This is a genomic window from Paenibacillus sp. FSL R5-0744 (assembly GCF_037972555.1).
Lineage (GTDB): Bacteria > Bacillota > Bacilli > Paenibacillales > Paenibacillaceae > Paenibacillus_AQ.
Map to the genome: position 1 here is coordinate 256538 of NZ_CP150228.1, position 23711 is coordinate 280248.

A 23711-nucleotide genomic window follows, 5' to 3' on the forward strand; every position below is an offset into this window, starting at 1 on the left:
TCCATTTAGTTAATTTTTGCTCGTTCTTCAGATAGCGTCGTGTAGATGATTATCGGAAGTAGTATCAGAGAAATAGCAACGGTCAGAGCGATGCTCCAGCTCAAATCCTTATACAACTGTACTACTGTAAACAATAGAGCAATTACAGGCAAGACCAGCTTGTTTAAGTGTTTTAAGAATAGGGAGTTCATGCTTCTCTTTACGGTGACCGATGTGCCGATACTGGGGATTTCTAGTTGATTTCGTGACAAAGCGGTGATTCCTATAAATAAGTGGCTGTCGATAAATTTGAGCTGATCATCCTCCTCATTTAGCTTGATCAACTGGGCAATATGCTCAGTGTCTATATCTAAGATGGGGACGGTGATTTCTTTGTTGTTATAGGTGATGACGATTTTATCGGTCTCTTCCATGCCCAGTAGCTTTCTAACATTGGGGTGAATTCGGCATAGATTTTGGTGCTCATCAAAAGGGTAGGGATGTCCTACTCTTAGCGTAAGCTCTCTTTTGCCAATAAAAAGATTTCCTAATGCGGTTAAGGGATGTTTGATTCCCATATGTATAAGTTTATGTATGCCTGGCTTGGACTGAGGACTTGTTCTTGCACGGGTAATAATTAGTTGATCATCCTCAGTGGCATGAGTCTCAAGTAACAACATGATATATCTGTTGAAATATAGTGCATTCGGCTTGGCTGTGTCATCCTCTTTTAACGTTAAGTTTACCCGAAAGCCATTCTTAGGATTAATCAGCTCTACATGGTTCGAATACTTGCGGACGAGCGTTGGACAAGCTTTGACATAAGGTTTGGCAATCTCGTCCACTTTAGGAATTCCCCGAAAAATCGTGTTGTACTCAGGTTTAGTAATGGTTAATCCTGTTATGGGGCAATCTCCTAGCTTGTCCTTTGCTCTTTTAGATAATTGAATACTGCCTCTAGGGATATCACTTTTAGATAAAAGCAAACAGCTAACCTGAGCATCATTCTCTGCTTTAAGCTCGACAAAGATATGGTGGACTAAGCCTAATTCAGCCAGCTCATCGGGGTTCATCGTGAGTTCTTCCCGGGCAGTATAGCTTTGTTTGTTCAATAGGGTGAAGGTCTGCTCGATATTTATGTTAGGCACCTCCCAATTGATTGATGATTTGTTCGAGGGAATGAATGGTTTTTTGGAATAAATCAAATGATTTCGGGTTACGATAATTTCGATTAATTTCAATTTGAATACTTTGAACTAACAGCTCTTTGGCGGAATACGATGTGACCGTTCCCAGATGAGATGCAGAAAATGTATGGTTTTGATGAACATTGGTAATACCATTATTGAAAAAAATACGTACGACTTCATTTATGTTATTTTCTTGTATGGAAGCTCCGTGTAATGTACCTAAATCAATATCAAATTCCCTATCCTTAGAGGCACCATGCAAGTCTATAACAAAGTTAATTTGATGTTCTTTGACAATTGTTCCAAGTGCAGCTTTATATTCTCCGCCAAGGATGTAATTGGGGTCTTCTTTGGAGAAGCTATTGGAATAGATACAGTAGCAATTGGTAAGCTTTTGTAACAGCAGCGCAAGAGAGCCTGTATACATATCTGCAGGTTTTACAGCATGTTCTCTATAGTGGTTAATGGCATGCGGAGCAGACACAAGGACAGGAAGAGTACCTTCTACAATGGAGTAAGAGGGCTCTACCCCGATATCGCCAAAATAATTATTATTAGAGAATTGTAACTCATACTTTTCGATCAGAGATAAGATATGCAATCACCTATTCATAGTTATTTTAAAAATATAAGAAAGTCGAAGGCGTTTATACTTGTCTATTATAACGTTTGAAGATTTGTAATGGCGAGTTTCTGCAATAAAATGGTTATTGAAATGTTCCAAACGGTGTGCTAATATTTCAATTGAAAACGTTACCGATAAGGATACCGGAAAAAGAGCGGAGAATATTTAAGTGAAATGAAAACGCTGACATTATTCTCGGTGAGCAAGCTCGGAGACGTCTTTAAGAGAAGTAATTTAATAAAAAGTTCGAGGGGGAAGAAAAATGAAGAATATTAAAAAATATCTAGGGCTCATGTTGGTAATGTCTATGGTTGTAGTCTTGGCAGCAGGGTGTGGGAATAAAGAGAACAATACAGCAACCAATAATGGAAACGCTTCATCTGGTAAAAATGGATCGGTTTACTTTTTAAACTTCAAGCCTGAAATTGCAGAGATATATGAAAAAATCGCTAAGGATTACGAAGCGGAGACAGGCGTTAAAGTAAAAGTCGTAACAGCTGCAGCAGGTACGTACGAAACCAAATTGAAATCCGAAATTTCTAAGTCCGATGCACCTACGATCTTCCAAATTAATGGACCTGTTGGTTTCCAAGCTTGGAAAGATTACACCTTGGATTTGAAGGATACTAAGCTATACAGCTACTTGTCCGACAAAAGCTTGGCTGTAACTGAAGGCGAAGGCGTGTATGGTATCCCTTACGTAGTTGAAGGATACGGTATTATCTACAACGACGCCATTATGAAGAAATACTTTGCTTTAGCTGACAAAGCTGTTTCGATCTCTTCCACAACTGAAATCAATAATTTCGAGACTTTGAAAGCAGTAGTAGAAGATATGACCGCTAAAAAAGATCAACTGGGCATCAAAGGTGTATTCGCCTCGACTTCCCTCGCTGCGGGTGAACAATGGAGATGGCAGACTCACTTGGCTAACTTGCCACTGTACTATGAATTCAAAGACAACACTGAGTTTGATAACACAGTTCTTGCCGGTCTAGCTTCTAAGGAAGTTGAATTCAAATATAACGATAAATTCAAAAACATCTTTGATCTTTACATCAAAAACTCTGTGACTAAAGAATCCCTTCTGGGTAGTAAATCTGTAGCGGACTCCATGGCTGAATTCGCACTGGGTAACGCAGCGATGGTTCAAAACGGTAACTGGGCTTGGTCACAAATCAATGATGTAGATGGTAACGTAGTTAAAGCTGAGGACATCAAATTCTTGCCTATCTACACAGGTATGGAAGGCGAAGAAAAACAAGGTCTGGCTGTAGGTACAGAAAACTATTTGGCAATCAACAGCAAAGCCTCTGCTGAGAACCAACAAGCTTCTATCGCATTCTTGGAATGGCTGTTCTCCAGTGAAAAAGGTAAAGCTTATGTAACGAACGACTTAGGTTTTATCGCTCCATTCAACACGTTTGAAGACAGCGAAAAACCAGCAGATCCACTTGCTAAAGAAGTATCCGCTTGGATGGAAAAAGATCTGACTTCCGTAGCTTGGACATTTGCGGCATTCCCAAGTGAAGAGTTCAAAAATGTCTTTGGTGATGCGCTCTTGCAATATGCTCAAGGCAATAAAACCTGGGATGAAGTTGTAACCATCTTTAAGGACACTTGGAAGGCTGAAAAGGCAAAATAATAAATGCATGGAAAAATGATTGAATAACTCTCAGTTGTTATAAAGATAAAAGCTTAGTGCCACTGGATTCCCGTTGGAATTTCAGTGGCACTAAGCAACAATTCGAGTGAATTCATCTGTTTCATCATTTTCCATCCTGAGATAGGAGAAGACTCCATGGAAAAATCGATAAGAAAATATTTTGCTCTTTTTGCATTACCGACCATAATAGCCTTTGGGATCGCATTTGTTGTACCTTTTCTGCTAGGTATATATTTATCCTTTACAGAGTTTACTACCGTTAATGATGCAAAATGGATAGGGTTTGGCAATTACATTAAAGCATTTTCAAATCAAGAATTTCTAAATGCACTAGGCTTTACTGTTAAGTTTACAGTTCTATCTGTTCTTACGATTAATGTATTCGCCTTCATACTGGCGATGTTGTTAACTAGAAAGCTAAAAGGGACTAACGTATTTAGAACTATTTTTTTCATGCCTAACTTGATAGGCGGTATCGTATTAGGGTATATCTGGCAGCTGATCTTTAATGGGATTCTGTATAAATTTGGAGTTACTTTGACCTCTGACGCAACTTATGGATTTTGGGGATTAATCATCCTTATGAATTGGCAATTGATAGGTTACATGATGATTATCTATGTTGCAGGTATTCAAAATGTGCCTAAGGATATAGTAGAAGCCGCAAGAATTGATGGAGCTTCACGTTCAAAGATTTTACGTAATGTGACGATTCCACTCGTAATGCCATCCATTACCATTTGTTTATTCTTAACGTTATCGAATTCATTCAAATTGTTTGACCAAAACCTAGCGTTGACCGCTGGTGCTCCTTCTAAGCAGACCTCGATGTTAGCACTGGATATCTACAATACCTTCTACGGAAAAACAGGATGGGAAGGTGTTGGTCAAGCGAAAGCCGTCGTATTCTTTGCACTGGTAGCCTTAATCGCCTTAGTACAACTTGTCATTACTAGAAGAAAGGAGGTTGAGAACTAATGCATCAGACTAGAGCAAAAGACTATTCCATATTCACTATTTTGTTGGTCTTGGCCATTGCGTTCTTATCTCCGATCTTTATTGTTCTGATGAACTCCTTTAAAGGTAAGTTCTACATTAGTGATACACCTTTCTTATTCCCTAATGGAACTACTTTTGTTGGTTTGAAGAACTATACTAGCGGTATAGCGAAGATTGATTTCTTCAGTGCTTTTGGAATGTCCTTGTTTATCACGGTGTGTTCGGTTGCTGTAATCGTGTTATTCACTTCCATGACCGCATGGTATATTACTCGGGTGAAATCAAAATTCACGAACTTGATGTATTACGCATTTGTGTTCTCGATGATCGTACCGTTCCAAATGGTTATGTTCACAATGACTAAGACAGCCAATGTACTGCATCTCGACAATCCGATTGGGATAATCTTGATCTATCTGGGATTTGGATCAGGGCTATCGGTATTTATGTTTAGTGGATTTGTGAAGTCCATCCCACTGGAGGTTGAAGAGGCGGTTATGATTGATGGATGTAATCCACCGCAGGCGTTCTTTAAAGTGGTATTGCCCATCCTTAAGCCTATAGCTGTAACCGTAGCGATCCTTAATGTAATGTGGGTATGGAATGACTTCCTGTTGCCCGACCTACTGATCGGTACTGAATACAAAACCATTCCTATTGCGATACAGTACCTAAAAGGTGGATACGGATCGATTGATATGGGAGCTATGATGGCGATGCTAGTTCTAGCTATTGTACCCATCATCATTTTCTACCTCACCTGCCAAAAATATATTATCGAAGGTGTCGTTGCAGGAGCCGTTAAGGGTTAAATAGAATATGTATGTAGAAGCGAGTAGGGTGCTTTTCTTGTGGAGTCTTCTCTTCAAGAATCCCCTACTTTCTTATTTAACGTGTAAAGGAAAGGTAGAAATGGAGAGATTGACTATCATAGATATCGCCAAATTATGTGGGGTTGGCGTGACTACAGTATCTAGAGCTATAAATAATCATCCGGATATTAATGAAGAAACAAAAGCGATGGTTATGAAGGTCATCAAAGAAAACCATTATGTACCGAATAACAGTGCCAGAAATTTAAAACGTTCCGATTCGAAAACGATTGCAGTATTGATCAAAGGGATATCAAATCCATTTTTCAGCCCGATGATTAAAGTATTTGAAAAAGAGATCCAGCGAAAGAAGTACTCCTTTATCCTACAGCGAGTCGATGAGAATCAAGATGAGATCGAAGTGGCAATTGAGCTGGAGAAAGAAAAGCGCCTGAAGGGAATTGTGTTCCTGGGGGGATTATTCTCACACTCTCAAGAAAAATTACAGCAATTGACGGTTCCATTTGTCCTCAGCACGATTGGGATGACGGAAGAGTTTGATCTAAGTAACTATTCCTCCGTATCTGTAGATGACTTTAATGAGAGCTATAAAATTGTAGACTATTTATGTAATCTGGGACATGAAAAAATAGCAGTTATTACCGCGCCTGAAGATGATGTGAGTATCGGTAAATTAAGATATGAAGGATATAAAAAGGCTCTTTCTGATCATGGAATAGCTTATAATGAACGGCTAGTACGGCGGATGAAAGAGAATATTGACAGCTATAGTATGGAAAATGGATATGCGGTTACAAAAGAGTTGCTAGAGTCAGGGGAAGAGTTTACTGCTATTTTCACCTTGTCAGATAGTATGGCCATCGGTGCTTGTAAAGCCATATTTGAAGCAGGCAAGCGAGTTCCTGAAGATTACTCTGTGGCAGGTTATGACGGACTGGATATTTCCTTCTATTATAATCCTTCTATTACTACCATCAAACAGCCAGTAGTAGAAATTGCGGAAGCGTCGATTAAGATTTTGTTTGATCTCATTAATAAGAAGGTAAATCATGCGCATCAGATTTTCCCTGCAGAATTAATCGTTAGAGAATCTACGAGATCTATATTTTAGTGTCAAAAAATTTTATAGGTTTATGTTTATTTACGAATCGGGGTGGGGAGATAGAGCCGCAGGAGATTAAACTTAATGAATCAGCAACATCACACGGTCTCTCGCCGCATTCGGTGACCTTACTCGGATTCGGATTGATATGTTAAATGGGTTTAGTCTCATTGTTAAGTTAACCAGGCATTTACCATGTCGGCTACGGGTTTATAGATAAATATCATCCAGCCTAAAGGGTTAGAGACTGGGATATGGAATGCGTTAATTACGCCAAAAAAGGTTCCCAACAACAGAAGAAATGAGAACACCCACAGCTCCTTGATTAATTTTTTCCTCCACATAAGGGGTACTTCAACAGCTATAATAACAGCCACAACGATGAGGATCACTACTAAATCCAATATTTACGACCTCCCAAACCATCTTTAGTTTTGAGATTTCAAGTCCTTACTCAGTGCTCTTCGAAACATTGCCACACCTAACAACACCAAGGGTAGAACTAACCCGAAGGTTATAACATAATACACCCAATAATTATCGAAAACTGTGTTGTAATATGTGAAATTGGGGGCAATAATAGGCGCTAGTGACACCAAAATCAACCCTGTGGGTAAGGTTAACACGCGATACTCTTTTAATTTTAATAATTGGGATAAACCCAGAATGAAAGCATAGAAGAACAAAGTTACTTTTATAAATAGGGTTAACATCCACTGTAGAGCTATCAGGGCTTCCACCCGCTCGAAAAACCCACCAATGGATATACGTCTTGCTATATTGTAGCTGGGATATATATCTCTGGTCGTCAGATCCGGACCTAGCACTAATATGGAAACAGTCAGTGTCAGGAAGATGATAGTACCACCTAGTAAACAGCCCAGTAGTAAGCCTTTTGTTATCTTCTGTTGTTGGCTTACATAAGGGAGTACCATTAGAAAGACAACCGGTTCTAAAAAGGTGTAAGCCGTAATGGAGATAGATCCTCTCAGTACTGGTTTTATTCCGTCCTCCAAAATGGGCAGGATTCTGACAATATCCATCTGAGGAACAATGGCAACCGTCAGGATCAGGAATAGGATTATAATCATTGGAGTAAAGATCTCACCAGTTCGTCCTAAGACCTCAATACCAAGTCGCGTTGCCATAATCACGATAAGTATAAATAGGGTTAAAATGGGCGGAATAGGGGTTCCTGGCAACATTTCTGCAATCACAAAATCACTGACCTCACGCATACTTCCAACGGTAACGATAAGAAAAAACATTAAAGTCATAAGCGATAGAACCGTACCTAGCCATTTTCCAAAAGCCTTTTGAATAGCCTCAATAAGCGTTAATTTGGGATATAACTTTATGAACCTACTGTACATATAGATGGCTAGCAAACCTATTACCATCCCAATTAAAGTGGAAATCCAAGCATTTTGTCTGGCGTAGTGTGTAGTGGAAGGGGGGATTACGAGAATGGAATCCCCGATGGTAAGAAGCATAACCAATATGGTTAGCTGACGAGTACTTAGTTTACCTTTTTCGAGCATAGCTTCGTTCCCTCCAATGTATCACTTCATCTCTTCTAAGAAAGAGTTAGTCACTTTCCCTAATTGGCGAATCTTAATGTCCGTCTTTACGCTTACAGGCAGGTTTACAAAGGTTTGATCCCAATTGTCTTTCAGTTTCTTCCATGCCTGTGGGTTTGAGCGATGTATGACCTCACCGAAGCCCAAAATATCGGATTTGAATTCTTGTTGTACTTTTTTAATCGTAGTCTCGAATAAATGTACTACTTTCTGGTTAGCGATTTGTTCTAATTCGGTGATGGTCTTTGGATTGGTCAGGTCTAGATTTCTACATTGAACCTCTCCTATATCTGATTCTATATGTTGCTCAATACTGATTTCTGGGTTGTCATTATGCATGCTGCCTTTTATTTTGGAATGGGCTTCAAATACATCAAGCGAAACCTTTTTTCCTTCGGGACATTGGATATAGAAAACGGTGCTCTTTACCTTATTGGTTAAATAGTTATACACTTTTGATTCCTCTGGATTTAGCCAACCAATTAATTTGTCCTCTTTGAATACAGCCAATCCGGAGTATTTCAATTCTGTTGGAGAGTCTACCGTTTCAACATTCTTCTGGGTTTGTCCTACATCTACATTTCCATTGATGACAACCCCTGTTAAGACTGGATTCTTACCCTTACTCACAAGTTCTGTAATTAGTGTTCCTAATGTCACAGTAGAGGTGGGTGCCCATTGCTTCTCCGATGTTTCCAGACTAGAAAACAATCGCACAGCAGGAATCTTTTCAAGGCTGGTTAATATTTTCAGAGTGTCTTCTGCTTTGGTATCCTTTGCCACCACAATAAAGTAATCGTTTCGCGTATCGGTATCTCTTGACATGAAATCAAGAACACTGCTGATTCCCTCTTTAGCCAAATCTTCGCCGAGGACCAAGATTCGCAGATGAGAGATGTAAATTTTACGTGGACTAAGGGTCGTGATTTTCCTAAGAGCTTCATATACGGTATTTCCGGTTGCCTTATAAAGGTTTACGGGTGATTGAGGAGAACCACCCTTTGAGCCTGCGATTTGACTGGGTAATACGACTTGAGCAGAAACTTGATATTGATCTCCGATTTTGTCGATTCCGATTCCTACAGCAATCGCAAGATCGTTTAATTCCCGGCGACTCCAGCAGCCTGTTACGAATAGTTGTATAAGTATAACTACACACAGCAGAAGTGCTCTTCGTTTCATAGTTTATTCCTCCGTTAGATCTCCCGGTTTTTCCGGTGGTGTACTCTTTACCCGAACCATATTTTTTTGATTGATCAGCTTAGGGCGGGTAAACATAGCCCAACGGGGCATTCGGAAAAAGGTGTCCTTTTGATCAGCAAGATTAAACGGAGCAAAGGGGCTCATATAAGGAACTCCAAAGGAGCGCAAGCTACACATGTGAAGCACTATTGCGATAACACCAATGATGATACCGAACAATCCAAAGGAAGCCGCTAGAAACATCATTGGGAAACGAAGCATTCTGACCGTCAAGGCGAGATCAAAGGCCGGCAGAACAAAGCTGGAGATCGCCGTAACAGCAACGACAATGAGCATGGCGGCAGAAACAATGCCAGCATCTACTGCAGCTGTTCCAATGACTAGCGTTCCTACTATAGAGACAGATTGGGCTATGGTTTGGGGCATGCGTACACTAGCTTCTCTTAGAATCTCAAAAGCAAGCTCCATTAAGAGGGCTTCAATAAATGCTGGAAGCGGTACGCCTTCCCGTTGAGCAGCTAAGCTAATAAGTAGGGTTGTAGGCAACATCTCTTGATGGAAAGTAGTAATAGCTACATATAAGGATGGGGCTAGAAGAGAAATGAATATACAGAAATAACGGAGCATCCGAACTAAGGTACCAACATCTGCACGTTGGTAGTAATCCTCAGCGGTCTGCATGAAGGAAACGAATGTAGTAGGAACCGTCATGACTATAGGCGTTCCATCTACTAAAATAGCTACTTTTCCTTCCATTAGCGCAGCTGCAATAACATCAGGTCGTTCGGTATGATGGATCGTTGGAAATGGAGTATAGGTTTCATCCTCGATTAATTCCTCGATATAACCACTCTCCAAGATGCCATCGATGTCGATTCGATCTAAACGTGTATGTACTTCTTGTACAATCCCATCATCTACAATTCCTTTGATATACATAATGGATACATCGGTTTGGGTCATACGTCCGATTTGTTGTGTTTCTAACCACAGATTTGGATCTTTTATTTTCCGCCGGATTAATGCAGTGTTGGTACGCAAGCTTTCTGTGAAGGCTTCCTTAGGTCCGCGGATCACCGTTTCGGTGGCACTTTCTGATACACCTCGATCTTTCCATCCACGCATGCCAATCGTGAAACCCTTAGCGTATCCATCTAGTAAAAGGATCACATCTCCGGATAATAAGGAGGTTAACAAAGAATGGAACTCGGTCGCATCTTTGATATCACCTACGGTAAGCATGTGATTTTTTAATAAGGAATAGTTGTCATTCTCAGGTACTAAGCTCAAATCTGGAATTTCTAAGACAAGAGACTCCAGAATGAAATCCTGAATAGCTTTACTGTCAGCAAGTCCATCCGTATAGAAAATAGCGGCTTTAATCTTATGTTTGGAGCCAATGAAGAAATCTCTGACCACAAGGTCTGTGCTATTGCCGAGCGTCTTTTTTATATGTTCAATATTATCTTGAAGGTTTTCTTTGAGAGGTTCTTTAGGTAATTCTCTAGTGGGGTTGGGGTGCCCTAATGTAGGGTTTTTGAATATTTTAGTTATTGTTCTGTTTAGAAATCCCATAGTTGTTATCCCTCTTCCGCAAACTGCTGTGAAATTAGCTATTACCAAAATGCGGTGGGATTATTCTTTGAATAGTCAACTGCAGGTTTGGGGATGAACATGCAAAAAAGCCGTCGAGAGAATCTCGACAGCTAGGGTTAGAACTAGGTATTTAAGAACTTTAGGACGTCCAGTCGTTATATAAATGTTTCTCAGTTAGGATGGACAACAACTGGATACCGACCTCATTATGGCCACCTTCAGGGATGATCAAATCGGCGTATTTTTTGGATGGCTCAATAAAAGCTTCGTGCATCGGTTTAACCGTGCTCAAATATTGATGATGGATCGATTGAATGCTCCGACCGCGTTCCTCGATATCGCGGAGTACCCGGCGGAGGATGCGTACATCAGGATCAGCATCAACAAAGACTTTGATATCAAGCATATCGCGGAGGTTCTCGTCGGATAGAACATGGAGTCCCTCGATGATTACAATATTGTTGGGTTTCAGTTCTACAGTCTCCGTAGTGGAGCGGGCATGAACTGTAAAGTCATACACCGGTGCATATGCAGTCTGATCTTCTCGCAGACATTTAAGATGCTCAATAAGCAGCTCGTTATCGAAAGCGAAAGGATGATCGTAATTGATGGATTCACGTTCAGCGAAGCTGAGGTGTGAATGATCTTTATAGTAGTTATCTTGAGATATGAAAGTTACCTTTCCCGTTCCAAGACGGTCAATGACGGAGCGGGCTACGGTTGTTTTTCCCGAGCCGGTGCCGCCGGCGATACCAATGATGAGCATGTGATTCAATAACCCTCCCTAAGATTGCCGTTGCAATTCCAATATTGTAGCACAGCGCTCATGTTTTTTCACCTTAGATCGGGTAAAATTAAGATGGGATTTTTTGAAATTCGTCTATATTAGGGACAAGGCAAACACGGAAGGGGCAATTCTACCAATGAACGGAAAAAAATCAGTGCAAGAGGCGTTTAATGAAACGACTTATCGAATCGTAGGTCATGGGGATCGAGATGTTCAAGTCTTGAAGGAAGCCTTTGAAGCTGTAGAGAATAGTACACCATCTGATATTTATGGATCGGGAAAGGTGATTGAGGATTTCCAGTCGGAAATGGCGAAGCTTTTGGGAAAAGAAACAGCAGTCTTCTTTCCGAGTGGAACGATGGCACAGCAAATCGCTTTAAGAATATGGTGTGATGAAAAAGGACTCAAGAGCGTCGCCTATCACCCTTTATGTCATTTAGAGATCCATGAGCAGGATGGGTTGAAGGAATTGCATCATATCGAGCCTGTCCTACTTGCGGATAAGAATCGACTAATTACCTTGGATGATGTATTACAAATGAAGGATGATATTGCTTGTCTGCTGCTTGAATTGCCACAGCGTGAGATTGGCGGACAGTTACCAGAGTATCAGGAGCTTGAAGCGATTTCTGCACATTGCCGTGCTCGGGGAATTAAGCTGCATTTGGATGGCGCAAGATTGCTTGAGACGCTTCCCTATTATGAAAAGACGGCTGCTGAGATCTGCGCCCTCTTTGATAGTGTCTATATCTCACTGTATAAAGGAATCGGAGGAATTGCTGGCGCGATTCTTGCAGGCAGTGAGGAGTTTACGAAGCAATCGAAGATATGGAAACGGCGGCATGGTGGCGACCTAATCAGTCTGTATCCATACATTATTTCCTCTGATTATTACTACCAGCAAAGAGTAGATAAGATGCAGCAGTATTATGAAGGGGCTAAAGAGCTTGCTGCTTTAGTTAATCAATGTCATGCGGTGTCTACGTTACCTGCTGAGCCTGTCTCCAACATGTTTCATATGCATTTTCAAATGTCTAGGGAGAGCATTGAACCGATCCTGTCTTCTGCATATGAGGCAACAGGAATCGGTTTAAGCGCAGCGATAAGACCAACGGGAGAACATAGTTCTTATTGCGAGATCAGTATTGGAGACAAGTACGCAGACATCCCTAAAGAAGAGGTAAAAGGATTTTTACTGCTGCTCGATAAGCTAATGCATGAATCATCTTCCGAGCAGCGTTCGAAGTAATGAGATCTGTAATAATTTTTTTTTAATAAGCTTTGTACGGAATTCATTTCTTAATTGATTGTAGATCGGCGGGCAATGGTTAAGGGCCCAATGATACATGAATTTAAAGTCTGTGGCGTCTTTCGCAGAATTTAATAAATAGTATGAGATCGTATCATATGCATTATGGTTAAACCATTCCGTCATTTCCTGCTCGTGATAGCCATATTTCTGAACGGCCATATTCTTAATTAACAGCTTCTCCTCCAGATTCTCAATTAAGAATCTCTGACTCAAATTAAAAGTAATGTTGTCCCCGTGTAATCTGTACACACCGGCAAGGGTATTTATGAAGCCAGCATCACCGATGAGCAAGGAACGCAGATAAATAGAAGCATCGTTAACCATGTTCATATTCAGGATATCCATAGCCATTAAAGCCTCACGCTTAAAGACAGTTGTTAAGGTGGAGGAGGGCTTCGGATATCCTTTTTTCTCGAAATTCATGAAATAATCCTGTTTCTTAATAATCCTGCTTAGCTGTAGGCTACTGATCTTCAGTTGCTTGGCCTTTGAAAATTCAAGAAACACATTAGCAGCCACGAATGCTATTTCGGGATGGTGATTGTGAAAGTCCACAGCCTTACTTAAATAATTCATGTCAATCAGATAGTCATCATCATCGAGAAAAAGAACATACTCACCATCACCATGAGCAGCAAAAGCCTTACGGCGATTATTTCCCGGCCCGCTATTCTTTTCGTTCTGCATGTAGATTACCCGTGACTCGCCTCCGAAGCTTTGATGCATTAACTCTTCCGTGCCATCTGTAGAGCAATCATCAATAACTGTGATCTCTATATAAGGATAGTCTTGCTTTAAGATGCTTTGGATCGCTTGATATAGAAATGCCTTTCTATTGTAAGTAGTGATAATGACACTAACCTTGGGATAATCGGCAAAGGAAAGGAGTGCTGAGTGTGAAGTATCCGTATGGGAGGACTGATGTTTGATTGCAACGATCCCATGGATTAACCCGTCAATTTCTTCGTTCACAATACTGAATTGCTCTGACAGATAGAACCTTAATGCATCTTCTGAAGCTCTCCCTGTGAGATAAGCACGGATCACCTCAGATAAGATTTCTAGATAGGTTTTAACTTGCGGATTTTGTTCTTTATCCATGATCATGCGGCATCGTTGGAATATCTCTTGATCATCCAATTGAAGGGCAGATGAATGGTTGATTTCATCATTAAGGTCATTTAGAAAGACGTAACAGGCTTGCTGCAAAACCTCGCTATGATCCATTTGGGGGCCTCCTGCTGTGTTATTTGGATAAACCACTTACCTTAGGTCTAGCTGCAATTTTACTTTTGAGTTTATATCGATACGTTTTGAGATGCCCCCATGTATATAGGAATACTTCCCGTTCCATTAAGGAGGCAATTACGAAATATACGGGCAGGATCACAAGCCCTAACAGTACACCCCACAACATAATTCCTGCATAGGAATGGATAGGGATGTCGATGGCGCTGGAGACCAGAATAATGCCCACAAAAACTACTGCATTCGTTAGCCATCTTCTAAAAGTGACCCAAGGGCTCCGATCCAGCAGATGTCTGCTAGCATAGACCACGATATCTATGGAACGGTACAAGAGAGCGGCTATCGTCCCCATCAATACACCGTAAATCCCCATAAAGATAACGAAGACAATAGAAGCGACTAGATTGATAGCGGATTCTAGAATGGAACGGTTCTGTGTGTTCTTGAAATGTCCGGCGATCGTAATCACATTATTGGAGGAAGCTCTGGCATTGGTTAATAATTTGATGACTACGAACAGGATCGGCAGCCACATATCGATATAATTCACGTCATTTACCCCAGCAGTATACAGTTTCATAAAAGGTAGAATTAGAATGTAAGCTACCGTTAGAATCGAGAAAATGAGCCCCATAAAATATACTTCGTAAGCATCATAAAATTTAATAAAGGCTTCTTTACTCTCGTGAAAGCTCTGACCGAGAGCAGCCTTCACGCTTCCGTTTATGGTTTGGACGATGTTATCTACAATCGTAAAAATCATGTTGTACATGACATAAATGCTGACGATCTTTAAGTTCGTAAATATAGTCAGGATCAGCACGTCGGTATTTCTAAACACTAAGTAGGAGATCTCATGGACTAAGACGGAATTTTTTTGACCAATGGCTTCATAGTCTGGTTTAAGATTTAGGTTGATCCATTTGTAATGCTTACTGATATAAATATAGAAGACGACGATTTGAAGTATGGTCAATATGAAATAGGAAGCTTGCACAGCAATGATGTTAACGCCTTGAAGTAATAACAGAATCCGAATTACATTGTTCAGAATATTAGCTACGGTGACTATAGAAGTCTCTACATAGCTTTTTCCCTCTGCAGCGAGAAGCACTTTGAATTTCCCTTGAAAATAATAATTGATCGCTCCGCCCATCCCTGTAAGTAAAATAATGAGCATAATCGATAATCGATCGATGTCAGAAGTGATCACTAATGGATACACGGTGGCGATTAGAAGGACGGCGAAGAAATAATAAATGCCTGTTTTTTTATAATAGCTAGAGGTGGCGGCCAAAATAGAGTTGATGTGGTTCTTATCATCCGAAGCTACTGGCTTATATAGGGCTTGGATCGAAGCGGCGCCTACGCCGGCCTCCAGCAGTGCCAAATAACTAATAATTTGTACAATAGAAGCGATTAAACCATTGGCCTCTGAGCCATAGTTGACCATAATCAGCCGGGGGATAAAAAAACCGAGGATGATCGTGATGAGCTGGCTCCCGAGTCCAAAAGATAAGTTAAGAATGCTCCGCTTGGCTCTCATAACGTATCCTCCTTTCGTAAAGCGATAAATACGTATCCAGATGCTCGAAATGCCTTTCGGCATGTTTGGCTTGCGGCGTGACATCCATATAGTGAGTAGTCATACTTTCAAAAACCTGCGCAGGCTGGAGCTGCTCCAGTGTAGTGAAATCGGTATATAGCCCTTTGAACTGGGCATCTTCCATTACATTGATCATTTTTTTGCTGTAAGCGACGGGAAACACTGGTTTACCCAATACCCAGCCGAGGATCATCGCATGGAATCTTGAAGCTAAGATAAAGCTGGAATGGGCTAGAACGGCCAAGACCTCTTCCATATTCGTTTTATATAAATGCACTTGGGTGGCATCCTCATAGGAGGGACCCATAAGACTCCGGATTTCCTCAATCGCCAGCTGATCTCCTTCGTGTTCACAAAATGACATAAAATGAACAGCGTAGCCTTTTTCAATGAAATAAATTGCGAGTTCTTTCATTTTTTCATAATAGAGGTTGTCAAAACCGTTCAGACCTTTAGCAGAAGGCTTAATGACGGATAAGACGATATAATCCTCTGGTTCGGTTTGAAGATCTGACGGGTTAAGCTGAAAAATAATATCGGGTGCTAAACGGACATGATCCAGATCCTCAAATAAATCATAAGAGTACTTTTCTCTAAAACAGATGTCTGTATAGTCCTTAAATATCCGCCTGTGTTCCTCATAATATTCTTTATCTGTATAAGGGCCGAAATTCGATCCTAATAAATAGTAGGGCTTATTCTTATTCCGGATGGCTTCTGCGTTCTTAAAATGCTCCTCCCAATGCTCTGCCTGCATAAAGATCGAGCCGCCGATATGAACAACACCATCCGAGCGATTTGCCATGAATTTTTGCGCCAGATTATGTATCTTTAACCTTCTGCAAATATAGGCAATGCCTCTTAAGAAAATGGAATCGGAAGGATACACTTTGAGGTTCCTGATCTCTTTGAAGCATAGCTTGTATAGGCGTGGAGCGCAGATTCTGAACTCCGTATCCGGATATCTCTCACACAACACCTTTATGAATAAATCATCGCCCAAATTAAATTCGGTATAGGCATAGATCAGCATCTTTTTCATATTCTAGATTCCCTTCGCTTGAACCTGGATAAGCTTCTCTCCACAGAAATGAATCTGTGATATAGAAGCGGGGAGATTAAGAATGCTCGGATATAAAGGGCTAATCTTCGATCATTGCCCCTATAACATCTTATGAGTTCATACATTTCTTGATTTAGTTCAGGATAGGTATGATCGATGTCACGAAGTAACTCCTGAATGCTTACCCCTTCTGTCTCATTTAGACAGGTCTTTATGTTGAAAAAGTAATTCTCGATCAGCTCACGATTTCTTATATAAGGGGATATCGTATCCAACTGCTCAAAGGGATGTGCCTGAAAGTAGGCATCGACCCGTTTGAATACATCGACGACATCAAATTTTTTCACATTATAGCTGTTGGAAATTGACGTGTTTCTTTGTAAATAAAACGATAGAATATCCGGAAGCGTGACAACTCTGGCGGCTCTGGATAAGGCTTTGTAGATGAATTCCTGATCTTCTCCATTCACACAGCATTCCGTATATTGGAGATCATGAAGGAGTAACAATTCCCGTTTGTACGCAATGCTCCCTGTCCATATTCGTAAGCTTTTGTCCACAAAAATATGAGTCAGCGCTTCACTGCCTGTTATGTCGCTATAAGCGGATGTATAACTCAAAGTAGTGACTCCATCCTCTGAAACATGGTTATAACCCCAGCAGATAATCTCGGGGCCAGCGTCATGGATATAGGTATGAATAGTCCGCACTAAGTCTGCAGAAATATAATCATCTCCATCCAGAAACAACACATAATTCCCTGTGGCTTCTGCTAGGCCTCTATTTCTAGCCGAACTAACCCCCTGATTCTCTGTTCGAATGACTTTGCAGGAAAGGGTGGGGTGAAGTGCGAGAATATTTGCTATAACGTTGTAAGTGTTATCCGTAGATCCGTCATCAACGATAATAACCTCGAAATGCGGTTCACTTTGGGTAAGGAGTGAATTAAACATAGGGGTTATATAATGTTCTATATTGTATACTGGGACCACAATGCTTAGATTCATGTGCTGCTCCTTTCCTTGGTAGAACTGGATAAATAGCTATCTTAAGCTTACCCTCCGTCTCAAAAGATTGTATATACTACTTTAGTTTACTTATTGCTACCTCTATTTTGTTGTAACATTACGCGAATAATAATTATTACAGTATGTAAAATGACAATCATATCGATTGGTATAACATATATAGAAAGTCTATAAAATCATGAACGCTCGAAGCGGAGGGACCTACGATGCAATTGCAAAAAATATTCGTGAACGGTGAGAGATTAAAGAATACGATTGAGGCATTTGCGAATTTTGGGCGTACAGATAAAGATGGCGTGACCCGGTTATCGCTGACGGAAGAGGATGTTAAGGTTCGGAATTATTTTTGCGCTTGCTGTGAAGAGCTGGGGATGTCTGTGAAGATGGACGACATGGGCACGATGTACGCTACGCTTGCGGGTGTAGCATCTGGGCCTCCTATCGTAATTGGTTCGCATATGGATACTGTGAAAAAAGGAGGCAGATTCGATGGTATCCTTGGGGTAATCGCTGGACTAGAGGTAGTCCGCACACTCGTGGATCACGGAATAAAGCCGAGGTTACCAGTGACCATTATGAATTTCACAAATGAAGAAGGAGCTCGCTTCGAGCCTTCGATGATGGCCTCTGGTGTGCTGTCCGGGAAGTTCGATAAGGCGACAATGCTGAATAAAAAAGATCCAGAGGGCATTACTTTTGGAGAAGCGCTCGAGAAAAGTGGGTATAAGGGAGAAATGAGCAATCGTATTACCGAAGCCACTGCTTATTTGGAGCTTCATATCGAGCAAGGTCCTGTGCTGGAATTAGAGGAACTATCGATTGGTTTGGTTGATTGTGTAGTTGGTATGGCCTGTTATGAGATAGAAGTGACGGGTGAATCGGATCACGCGGGCACCACACCTATGGCGATGCGCAAGGATGCCTTGTTCGCTGCCACAGATCTGATCACGGAGCTGCGAGGCGCGCTGAGTGCGCTCGACTCTGAGCTAGTGTATACCATGGGCAGATTGAACGTTCTTCCTAATATTCATACTGTCATTCCCAATAAAGTGATCTTCACGATCGAGGCTAGACATAAGGATATGGAGATTGTTCATGAGGTAGAAGATATTATCCATGGTTTACCGGAGATGCTAAAGGACTGCAAAGTGAGTAAGACCAAGCTTTGGGGCAGAGAAACAGTATGGTTTGACCGGGGTATATGTGATTTAGTGGAGCAAGCGGCACAAGCCTTGGGTTATTCAAAACGGAAGATCGCAAGTGGCGCAGGGCATGATGCTCAGTTCGTAGCCAGCTTTCTGCCATCCGCGATGGTGTTTGTACCTAGTGTGAGGGGGAAAAGTCATTGTGAAGAGGAGCTTACCTCCTATGAAGACTGTGAAAAAGGGGTAAATGTAATCCTAGAAACGGTGTTGTTATTACTGTCAAAGTAATACGCGTCACCAAACATAACATTCCAATATGGAAGTAGTGCTTTAATTTCATACAAAATCGTCAAAAAGACACTTTAAGCAGTGTCTTTTTTTATGAGATAATGATTAGGGTTGTGTTGGGTACCAAATGACATAAAGTTACTGGGCGGTTTAAGTCGAATCCTTTGTGTAAAAACACAATGATGATAGATAATATTTTAATTTTTTACCAAATTGGGAATACTAAACGTATGTTATCATTCTTTACATAAGGGATCTACATTAGACGGGAGAGATGAATGATGATTATCGGAGTGCCTAAAGAAATTAAAAATAATGAGAATCGTGTAGCCATAACGCCTGCGGGTGTAGTTAGCTTTATTAAAGAAGGACATCAAGTGCTGGTGGAAGCTGGGGCTGGTGTGGGAAGTGGATTTCCGAACGAAGAGTATGCTTCTGCCGGAGCGAAGCTGATTCAGGACGCAGCTACGGTCTGGAGCTCTGCCGAAATGGTGATGAAAGTGAAAGAACCGCTCGAAAGCGAGTACCCTTACTTCCGTCCAGGCCTTATTTTGTTCACGTATCTGCATCTTGCGCCTGAACCTTCTCTGGCCGCTGCGCTCAAAGACAAGGGTGTCTTTGCCATCGGGTATGAGACAGTTGTTCATGAACGTACCTTGCCGTTATTAACACCGATGAGTGAAGTGGCGGGCCGGATGTCTGTTCAGCTTGGCGCTCAGTTTTTGCAAAAAAACTATGGCGGACAAGGGATTCTTCTCTCCGGTGTTCCCGGGGTTAGTCGTGGCAAAGTTAGCATTATCGGCGGTGGAGTAGTAGGTACAAACGCTGCAAAAATGGCTATCGGTTTGGGTGCTGATGTTACAATTGTTGACCTCAGTGCTGAAAGATTGCGTCAATTAGATGATATTTTTGGGGCACAGATCAATACGCTGATCTCTAACCCTTATAATATTGCCAAAGTGGTAGCTGAGGCAGATCTGCTGGTAGGTGCGGTGTTGATTCCGGGTGCGAAAGCACCGAAGCTGGTTACAGAAGAAATGGTCAAGACCATGAAGCCGGGATCGGTGATTGTCGATGTGGCCATTGACCAAGGTGGTATCGTAGAGACGATCGACAGAGTGACAACACATGATAATCCTGTATTTATCAAGCACGGCGTGCTGCATTATTCTGTTGCTAATATGCCGGGCGCTGTGGCCAAAACTTCGACGATCGCTTTAACCAATGTCACCGTTCCATATGCCCTGCAAATTGCCAATAAAGGCGTGATCAAGGCGATTCAGGATAATGCCGGCCTAAGAAGCGGCGTAAATGTCGCCAACGGTAAAATCACCTGCCAAGCCGTGGCTGAAGCACTTGGCGAGAAACATTTTACGGTAGAACAAGCTATGGAGCAGACGTTCACGATGAGCTAAATAGAGCTAAATTGAGATGAATAGATGCGTTCCAAATGAGTGGTGATATTTGGGAACCAATAGACAGCGAATTCCTGCTATGGGAGTTTGCTGTTTGTTGTTTCTGGGAGTAATATTTTTGGCTCCTTTCGATGTGGGGGAGATCCGGTAGAAGTTTGCTAGTTCGATCCAGGAGGTAGCTAGAATCGGCTTCAGTGTGGCTAGAGATCCAGCAGAAGTCTACTAGTTCGGTGTTAAAGGTTGTAGGACTGCGTTATGAAGATGGTTGGATCGGGTGGATGTGTGTTGGTGGGTGTTAAAAGTAGCTGAGTTTGTATAGTGGTGTGCCTAGATACAGTGGATGTTACTAGCGCTGTGCTAAAGGCGGATAGACAACGTAGAAGTTGGTTGGAATTCGATCAAAACTAGCTAGTTTCAACTATGTGCAGCTTGATTTGGCTAGTTACTGCTTAATTTAGTTAGTATTTGGTTTTTTGTTACGGTGAGAGATTTGTTGAAGAAGATTTTTAGGGAAATCCTCCCTAAAAATTACGCGAAAATAGCTTGAAACGCTATAATTAGGGAATTTCTCCCTAAAAATACGAAGAATATGCCCAATAATAACCTGATCGGTTGAATATTAGGGAGTTTTTCCCTGATTAGTAGTATATCAAGCCTGAAATACAGAATTTTAGGGAGGAATTCCCTAAAAACTCTAAAGGGGCTCTATCAAGTAGCGGTTTAAGTGTTGTCGCGCCACTCCGTCACCTCGCTTCCCGTAATCGCAGCAACGTAACCTGCAACTCCGTCCCACGCCATTCCATAACCCCGCCATCTCGCCCCATCCCATTATCTTATAGTCAGCTGGGAGCACGCATACTATAATAAAATCACTCTAGAGTACAAGGTTCGGCTATTTTTTCAGGCAGGGGTGGGGCTAGTGACGGAAAAGGATCCATTGTTTGATCGTTTCTTCGATAGTATGGAATCGTTGGCGGATGCGATTAGTGAATCTCTTCAATCCCAAGTTACGATTGAGGACAGCAATCATCATGTGATCGGATACAGCTCCCATCAATTTGAGAGTGATTCCGCGAGAATTTCGACCATTATTGGAAAGCGTGTACCTAACGCTGTCATTATTGGCTTGCGTAAGAAGGGGATTATGCAGCAGCTTGAGAGCGCTACACGTCCGATTCGGATTCCTGCGGTCATGGAGGTAGGTCTTGGCCCCCGACTCGCTATTTGCATCAAACATCAGAAGGAAATTCTCGGGTACATATGGGTAGTAGATGCAGGCAATCTAGTTGAAGGACACGCAGAGAATATTGTAGAGAAAGCGGCGGCCATCGTTGGTCGTTATATATTGAAGCAACGGGGTTGGAAGACGAAGCAGGAGAAAACGCAGGAGGATTTTTTCTGGAAGCTGCTCACCTCCCATTATGACAATGAAGCGAATATCAAGCAGGACGCGGAAGTTTGGTCGATTCTTTTGCCGGACAAATATTATATTAGCGTGTTTGAGAGTGACAAGGTCATCAATGACCACTTCGTACTTCGGTTTCGGCAAACTATGACCTCCTATCCGGGGCTGAAATTATTATTTCTGACTGCTGAGCACAATCGGTTAATTATATTGTTTTCATTCAGCTTTCGCATGGAAGGTACGGGTGGTCTGTATTCGTTCATGCACAAAATTATCGAGGATATGCGTAAGAGTGAGAGCTGTATGCTGGCTGCAGGCTGTAGCCTGGATTACACTGAATATATGTCGGCAGCCATTGCGTACTGGGAAGCGGGTTCCATTCTGGAAATCAAGAAGCTGCTGCCTTTTCATGGCCGAGAGTTACTATTGTATGAGGATATTGGATTTTGGGCGTATGTTCCGGCTATTATAGAGCAAAAACGTAGTCGGACCCGTAAAAGTCCTTTACTGTATCCCCTAAAAGAGCATGATCGCGAGCATAAAAGTGATTTTCTAAAAACCATTGCCGTTTATTTATCACTCAGTGGAAACTTGAAGGAATCCGCCGCTTTTTTACATATTCATACCAACACATTGCTGTACAGATTAAATCGCATAGCAGAGATTACGGGAAAAAGCTTAAAGGATACGGGATACCGCACTTCTTTATATTTGGATATTTTGACGGAAGAGACCAGGCAGCTCAATCAGTGGTTTGTTGAGTCAGGGGAATAAAATGAATTAAGCACCAACTGGGCAGCGAACACGTACAATAACCTATATTTAGAACCTATAATATTGGAGGGACTAAGCATGGTGAAGGAAGTTCGTTCACCCGATGCCCTTGACTTTGAACGGAAAATGAGAGACAGCATCGTGGAATCGGCGGAAGCTTTAAATAACAGTGGAGCGGATTTTGCAACATTTGATGAGTCGCGCTGCAACCCGCAGTTTTGGACGCGTACAGATATTGGAGGACTACAGCTGAACGCTGGTGTGGCGCCTTCGGTGGGGATTAAAGACATTTTTCAGAACGGACATTTATATGCCTTCGAATGCGCGACAGCGATGGTCATTGTTATGTACAGGGCGACAATTGAAGCTATAGGTGAAGAAGCCTTTAATAGGTATTTTAAGGATTTATTCTTATGGGATTGGAACTACGACGAGAATCTGCGCTTAGTTACGAACTATAATAAGGATCAGATGCTGCGGGGAGATATTGTGTATTTCAGGAATCCAGATCATGCGCCTAGCAAGCCAGAATGGCAGGGTGAGAATGCTGTTAAGCTTGAAGAAGACCTGTATTATGGCCACGGCATTGGGATAACCACTGCAGAAGTCATCATAGCCTCACTTAATGAGGAAAGATCGCCCGGAAGCAATACCTCAGCTTTTCTTACGAATGAGTCGATACATCCTGATTTTAATTATTTACAGCGACTATCTACAGGTTCTGTCTTACCCGGAGCGGAAAATAGAGGCTCTGAGTGCACTGTCTTTTCAAGAATTGGGACTAGAAGTTACATTTATAAGATTTAACAGCTAAGAGGGTCCCAAGAAGAGTAATCTTCCTGAAAAATCACTTCACCATCCGTTTAT

20 protein-coding genes are annotated in these 23711 nt (G+C 41.6%); 9 read left to right on the forward strand and 11 right to left on the reverse strand.

What is annotated here, in order from left to right:
• Positions 1–5: 5 nt before the first annotated feature.
• Together MKY19_RS01220 and MKY19_RS01225 are read right to left on the reverse strand one after the other, a co-directional pair.
• On the reverse strand, positions 6–1127 hold the full coding sequence (locus tag MKY19_RS01220) for a hypothetical protein (protein ID WP_339799755.1): 1122 nt from the start codon (positions 1125–1127) through the stop codon (positions 6–8).
• Complete coding sequence (locus tag MKY19_RS01225; RefSeq protein ID WP_339799757.1) at positions 1120–1770, reverse strand: hypothetical protein; 651 nt, start codon at positions 1768–1770, stop codon at positions 1120–1122. The genes MKY19_RS01220 and MKY19_RS01225 overlap by 8 nt, the downstream gene beginning before the upstream one ends.
• Before the next feature lie 286 nt (positions 1771–2056).
• Here MKY19_RS01225 and MKY19_RS01230 point away from each other — a divergent pair, with 286 nt between their 5' ends.
• The 4 genes from MKY19_RS01230 to MKY19_RS01245 all read left to right on the forward strand — a co-directional run bounded on the left by MKY19_RS01230 (position 2057) and on the right by MKY19_RS01245 (position 6403).
• A complete protein-coding gene (locus tag MKY19_RS01230) occupies positions 2057–3439 on the forward strand; it encodes an ABC transporter substrate-binding protein (protein WP_339268228.1) in 1383 nt (460 codons plus the stop codon).
• A gap of 156 nt (positions 3440–3595) precedes the next feature.
• A complete protein-coding gene (locus MKY19_RS01235) occupies positions 3596–4438 on the forward strand; it encodes a sugar ABC transporter permease (RefSeq protein WP_042184126.1) in 843 nt (280 codons plus the stop codon).
• The gene (locus MKY19_RS01240; protein WP_339799759.1) at positions 4438–5271 is read left to right on the forward strand and encodes a carbohydrate ABC transporter permease; all 834 of its coding nucleotides are present in this window, start codon (positions 4438–4440) and stop codon (positions 5269–5271) included. Before MKY19_RS01235 ends, MKY19_RS01240 begins: the two co-directional genes overlap by 1 nt.
• 100 nt (positions 5272–5371) lie before the next feature.
• Entirely contained in the window at positions 5372–6403 is a 1032-nt protein-coding gene (locus tag MKY19_RS01245; RefSeq protein WP_339799761.1) for a LacI family DNA-binding transcriptional regulator, read from the forward strand.
• A gap of 164 nt (positions 6404–6567) precedes the next feature.
• On the opposite strand, the gene MKY19_RS01250 is transcribed toward MKY19_RS01245, so the two are convergent.
• From MKY19_RS01250 to udk, 5 genes are all read right to left on the reverse strand, one after another.
• A complete protein-coding gene (locus MKY19_RS01250) occupies positions 6568–6798 on the reverse strand; it encodes a hypothetical protein (protein WP_339799763.1) in 231 nt (76 codons plus the stop codon).
• A gap of 24 nt (positions 6799–6822) precedes the next feature.
• Positions 6823–7935 carry an endospore germination permease gene (locus MKY19_RS01255; protein ID WP_042184134.1) on the reverse strand — a complete coding sequence of 371 codons (1113 nt, stop codon included), beginning with the start codon at positions 7933–7935 and terminating at the stop codon, positions 6823–6825.
• 21 nt (positions 7936–7956) lie between these two features.
• Positions 7957–9156 carry a Ger(x)C family spore germination protein gene (locus MKY19_RS01260; protein WP_339799765.1) on the reverse strand — a complete coding sequence of 400 codons (1200 nt, stop codon included), beginning with the start codon at positions 9154–9156 and terminating at the stop codon, positions 7957–7959.
• Positions 9157–9159: 3 nt separating this feature from the next.
• Positions 9160–10752, reverse strand: coding sequence for a spore germination protein (locus MKY19_RS01265; protein WP_339268235.1), 1593 nt, complete (start codon positions 10750–10752; stop codon positions 9160–9162).
• A gap of 160 nt (positions 10753–10912) precedes the next feature.
• Positions 10913–11539, reverse strand: coding sequence for a uridine kinase (gene udk / locus MKY19_RS01270; protein ID WP_042184138.1), 627 nt, complete (start codon positions 11537–11539; stop codon positions 10913–10915).
• A gap of 157 nt (positions 11540–11696) precedes the next feature.
• Between udk and MKY19_RS01275 the strand changes: the two genes are divergently transcribed.
• On the forward strand, positions 11697–12809 hold the full coding sequence (locus MKY19_RS01275) for a beta-eliminating lyase-related protein (protein WP_339799768.1): 1113 nt from the start codon (positions 11697–11699) through the stop codon (positions 12807–12809).
• On the opposite strand, the gene MKY19_RS01280 is transcribed toward MKY19_RS01275, so the two are convergent.
• From MKY19_RS01280 to MKY19_RS01295, 4 genes are read right to left on the reverse strand one after another with little or no spacing between them, the layout of a single operon-like run.
• The gene (locus MKY19_RS01280) at positions 12783–14099 is read right to left on the reverse strand and encodes a glycosyltransferase family A protein (protein WP_339799770.1); all 1317 of its coding nucleotides are present in this window, start codon (positions 14097–14099) and stop codon (positions 12783–12785) included. The genes MKY19_RS01275 and MKY19_RS01280 overlap by 27 nt on opposite strands.
• A 19-nt stretch (positions 14100–14118) precedes the next feature.
• Positions 14119–15666 (reverse strand): sugar isomerase, encoded by a 1548-nt coding sequence (locus MKY19_RS01285; protein WP_339799772.1) that lies wholly within the window; start codon positions 15664–15666, stop codon positions 14119–14121.
• Positions 15641–16768: a polysaccharide pyruvyl transferase family protein gene (locus MKY19_RS01290; RefSeq protein WP_339799774.1), complete on the reverse strand. Its 1128-nt coding sequence runs from the start codon at positions 16766–16768 to the stop codon at positions 15641–15643. Before MKY19_RS01290 ends, MKY19_RS01285 begins: the two co-directional genes overlap by 26 nt.
• Positions 16765–17796: a glycosyltransferase family A protein gene (locus MKY19_RS01295; protein ID WP_339799776.1), complete on the reverse strand. Its 1032-nt coding sequence runs from the start codon at positions 17794–17796 to the stop codon at positions 16765–16767. The genes MKY19_RS01290 and MKY19_RS01295 overlap by 4 nt, the downstream gene beginning before the upstream one ends.
• A gap of 227 nt (positions 17797–18023) precedes the next feature.
• Between MKY19_RS01295 and MKY19_RS01300 the strand changes: the two genes are divergently transcribed.
• The 4 genes from MKY19_RS01300 to MKY19_RS01315 all read left to right on the forward strand — a co-directional run bounded on the left by MKY19_RS01300 (position 18024) and on the right by MKY19_RS01315 (position 23651).
• Positions 18024–19250 carry a Zn-dependent hydrolase gene (locus MKY19_RS01300; protein WP_339799778.1) on the forward strand — a complete coding sequence of 409 codons (1227 nt, stop codon included), beginning with the start codon at positions 18024–18026 and terminating at the stop codon, positions 19248–19250.
• A gap of 281 nt (positions 19251–19531) precedes the next feature.
• Positions 19532–20665: an alanine dehydrogenase gene (gene ald / locus MKY19_RS01305; protein ID WP_339804098.1), complete on the forward strand. Its 1134-nt coding sequence runs from the start codon at positions 19532–19534 to the stop codon at positions 20663–20665.
• Between the two features lie 919 nt (positions 20666–21584).
• On the forward strand, positions 21585–22844 hold the full coding sequence (locus MKY19_RS01310; RefSeq protein ID WP_339244343.1) for a helix-turn-helix domain-containing protein: 1260 nt from the start codon (positions 21585–21587) through the stop codon (positions 22842–22844).
• A gap of 78 nt (positions 22845–22922) precedes the next feature.
• Positions 22923–23651 carry a protein-glutamine gamma-glutamyltransferase gene (locus MKY19_RS01315; RefSeq protein WP_339244344.1) on the forward strand — a complete coding sequence of 243 codons (729 nt, stop codon included), beginning with the start codon at positions 22923–22925 and terminating at the stop codon, positions 23649–23651.
• The last annotated feature ends 60 nt before the right edge of the window (positions 23652–23711 follow it).

Excerpts from the sequence above, each read along its gene's own strand:
- MKY19_RS01240 (WP_339799759.1), top strand. The coding sequence starts at position 4,438 with ATGCATCAGACTAGAGCAAAAGACTATTCCATATTCACTATTTTGTTG.
- MKY19_RS01315 (WP_339244344.1), top strand. The coding sequence starts at position 22,923 with ATGGTGAAGGAAGTTCGTTCACCCGATGCCCTTGACTTTGAACGGAAA.
- ald (WP_339804098.1), top strand. The coding sequence starts at position 19,532 with ATGATTATCGGAGTGCCTAAAGAAATTAAAAATAATGAGAATCGTGTA.
- MKY19_RS01265 (WP_339268235.1), bottom strand. The coding sequence starts at position 10,752 with ATGGGATTTCTAAACAGAACAATAACTAAAATATTCAAAAACCCTACA.
- udk (WP_042184138.1), bottom strand. The coding sequence starts at position 11,539 with ATGCTCATCATTGGTATCGCCGGCGGCACCGGCTCGGGAAAAACAACC.
- MKY19_RS01255 (WP_042184134.1), bottom strand. The coding sequence starts at position 7,935 with ATGCTCGAAAAAGGTAAACTAAGTACTCGTCAGCTAACCATATTGGTT.
- MKY19_RS01245 (WP_339799761.1), top strand. The coding sequence starts at position 5,372 with ATGGAGAGATTGACTATCATAGATATCGCCAAATTATGTGGGGTTGGC.
- MKY19_RS01230 (WP_339268228.1), top strand. The coding sequence starts at position 2,057 with ATGAAGAATATTAAAAAATATCTAGGGCTCATGTTGGTAATGTCTATG.
- MKY19_RS01235 (WP_042184126.1), top strand. The coding sequence starts at position 3,596 with ATGGAAAAATCGATAAGAAAATATTTTGCTCTTTTTGCATTACCGACC.
- MKY19_RS01280 (WP_339799770.1), bottom strand. The coding sequence starts at position 14,099 with ATGGATCATAGCGAGGTTTTGCAGCAAGCCTGTTACGTCTTTCTAAAT.
- MKY19_RS01300 (WP_339799778.1), top strand. The coding sequence starts at position 18,024 with ATGCAATTGCAAAAAATATTCGTGAACGGTGAGAGATTAAAGAATACG.
- MKY19_RS01295 (WP_339799776.1), bottom strand. The coding sequence starts at position 17,796 with ATGAATCTAAGCATTGTGGTCCCAGTATACAATATAGAACATTATATA.
- MKY19_RS01290 (WP_339799774.1), bottom strand. The coding sequence starts at position 16,768 with ATGAAAAAGATGCTGATCTATGCCTATACCGAATTTAATTTGGGCGAT.
- MKY19_RS01285 (WP_339799772.1), bottom strand. The coding sequence starts at position 15,666 with ATGAGAGCCAAGCGGAGCATTCTTAACTTATCTTTTGGACTCGGGAGC.
- MKY19_RS01275 (WP_339799768.1), top strand. The coding sequence starts at position 11,697 with ATGAACGGAAAAAAATCAGTGCAAGAGGCGTTTAATGAAACGACTTAT.
- MKY19_RS01260 (WP_339799765.1), bottom strand. The coding sequence starts at position 9,156 with ATGAAACGAAGAGCACTTCTGCTGTGTGTAGTTATACTTATACAACTA.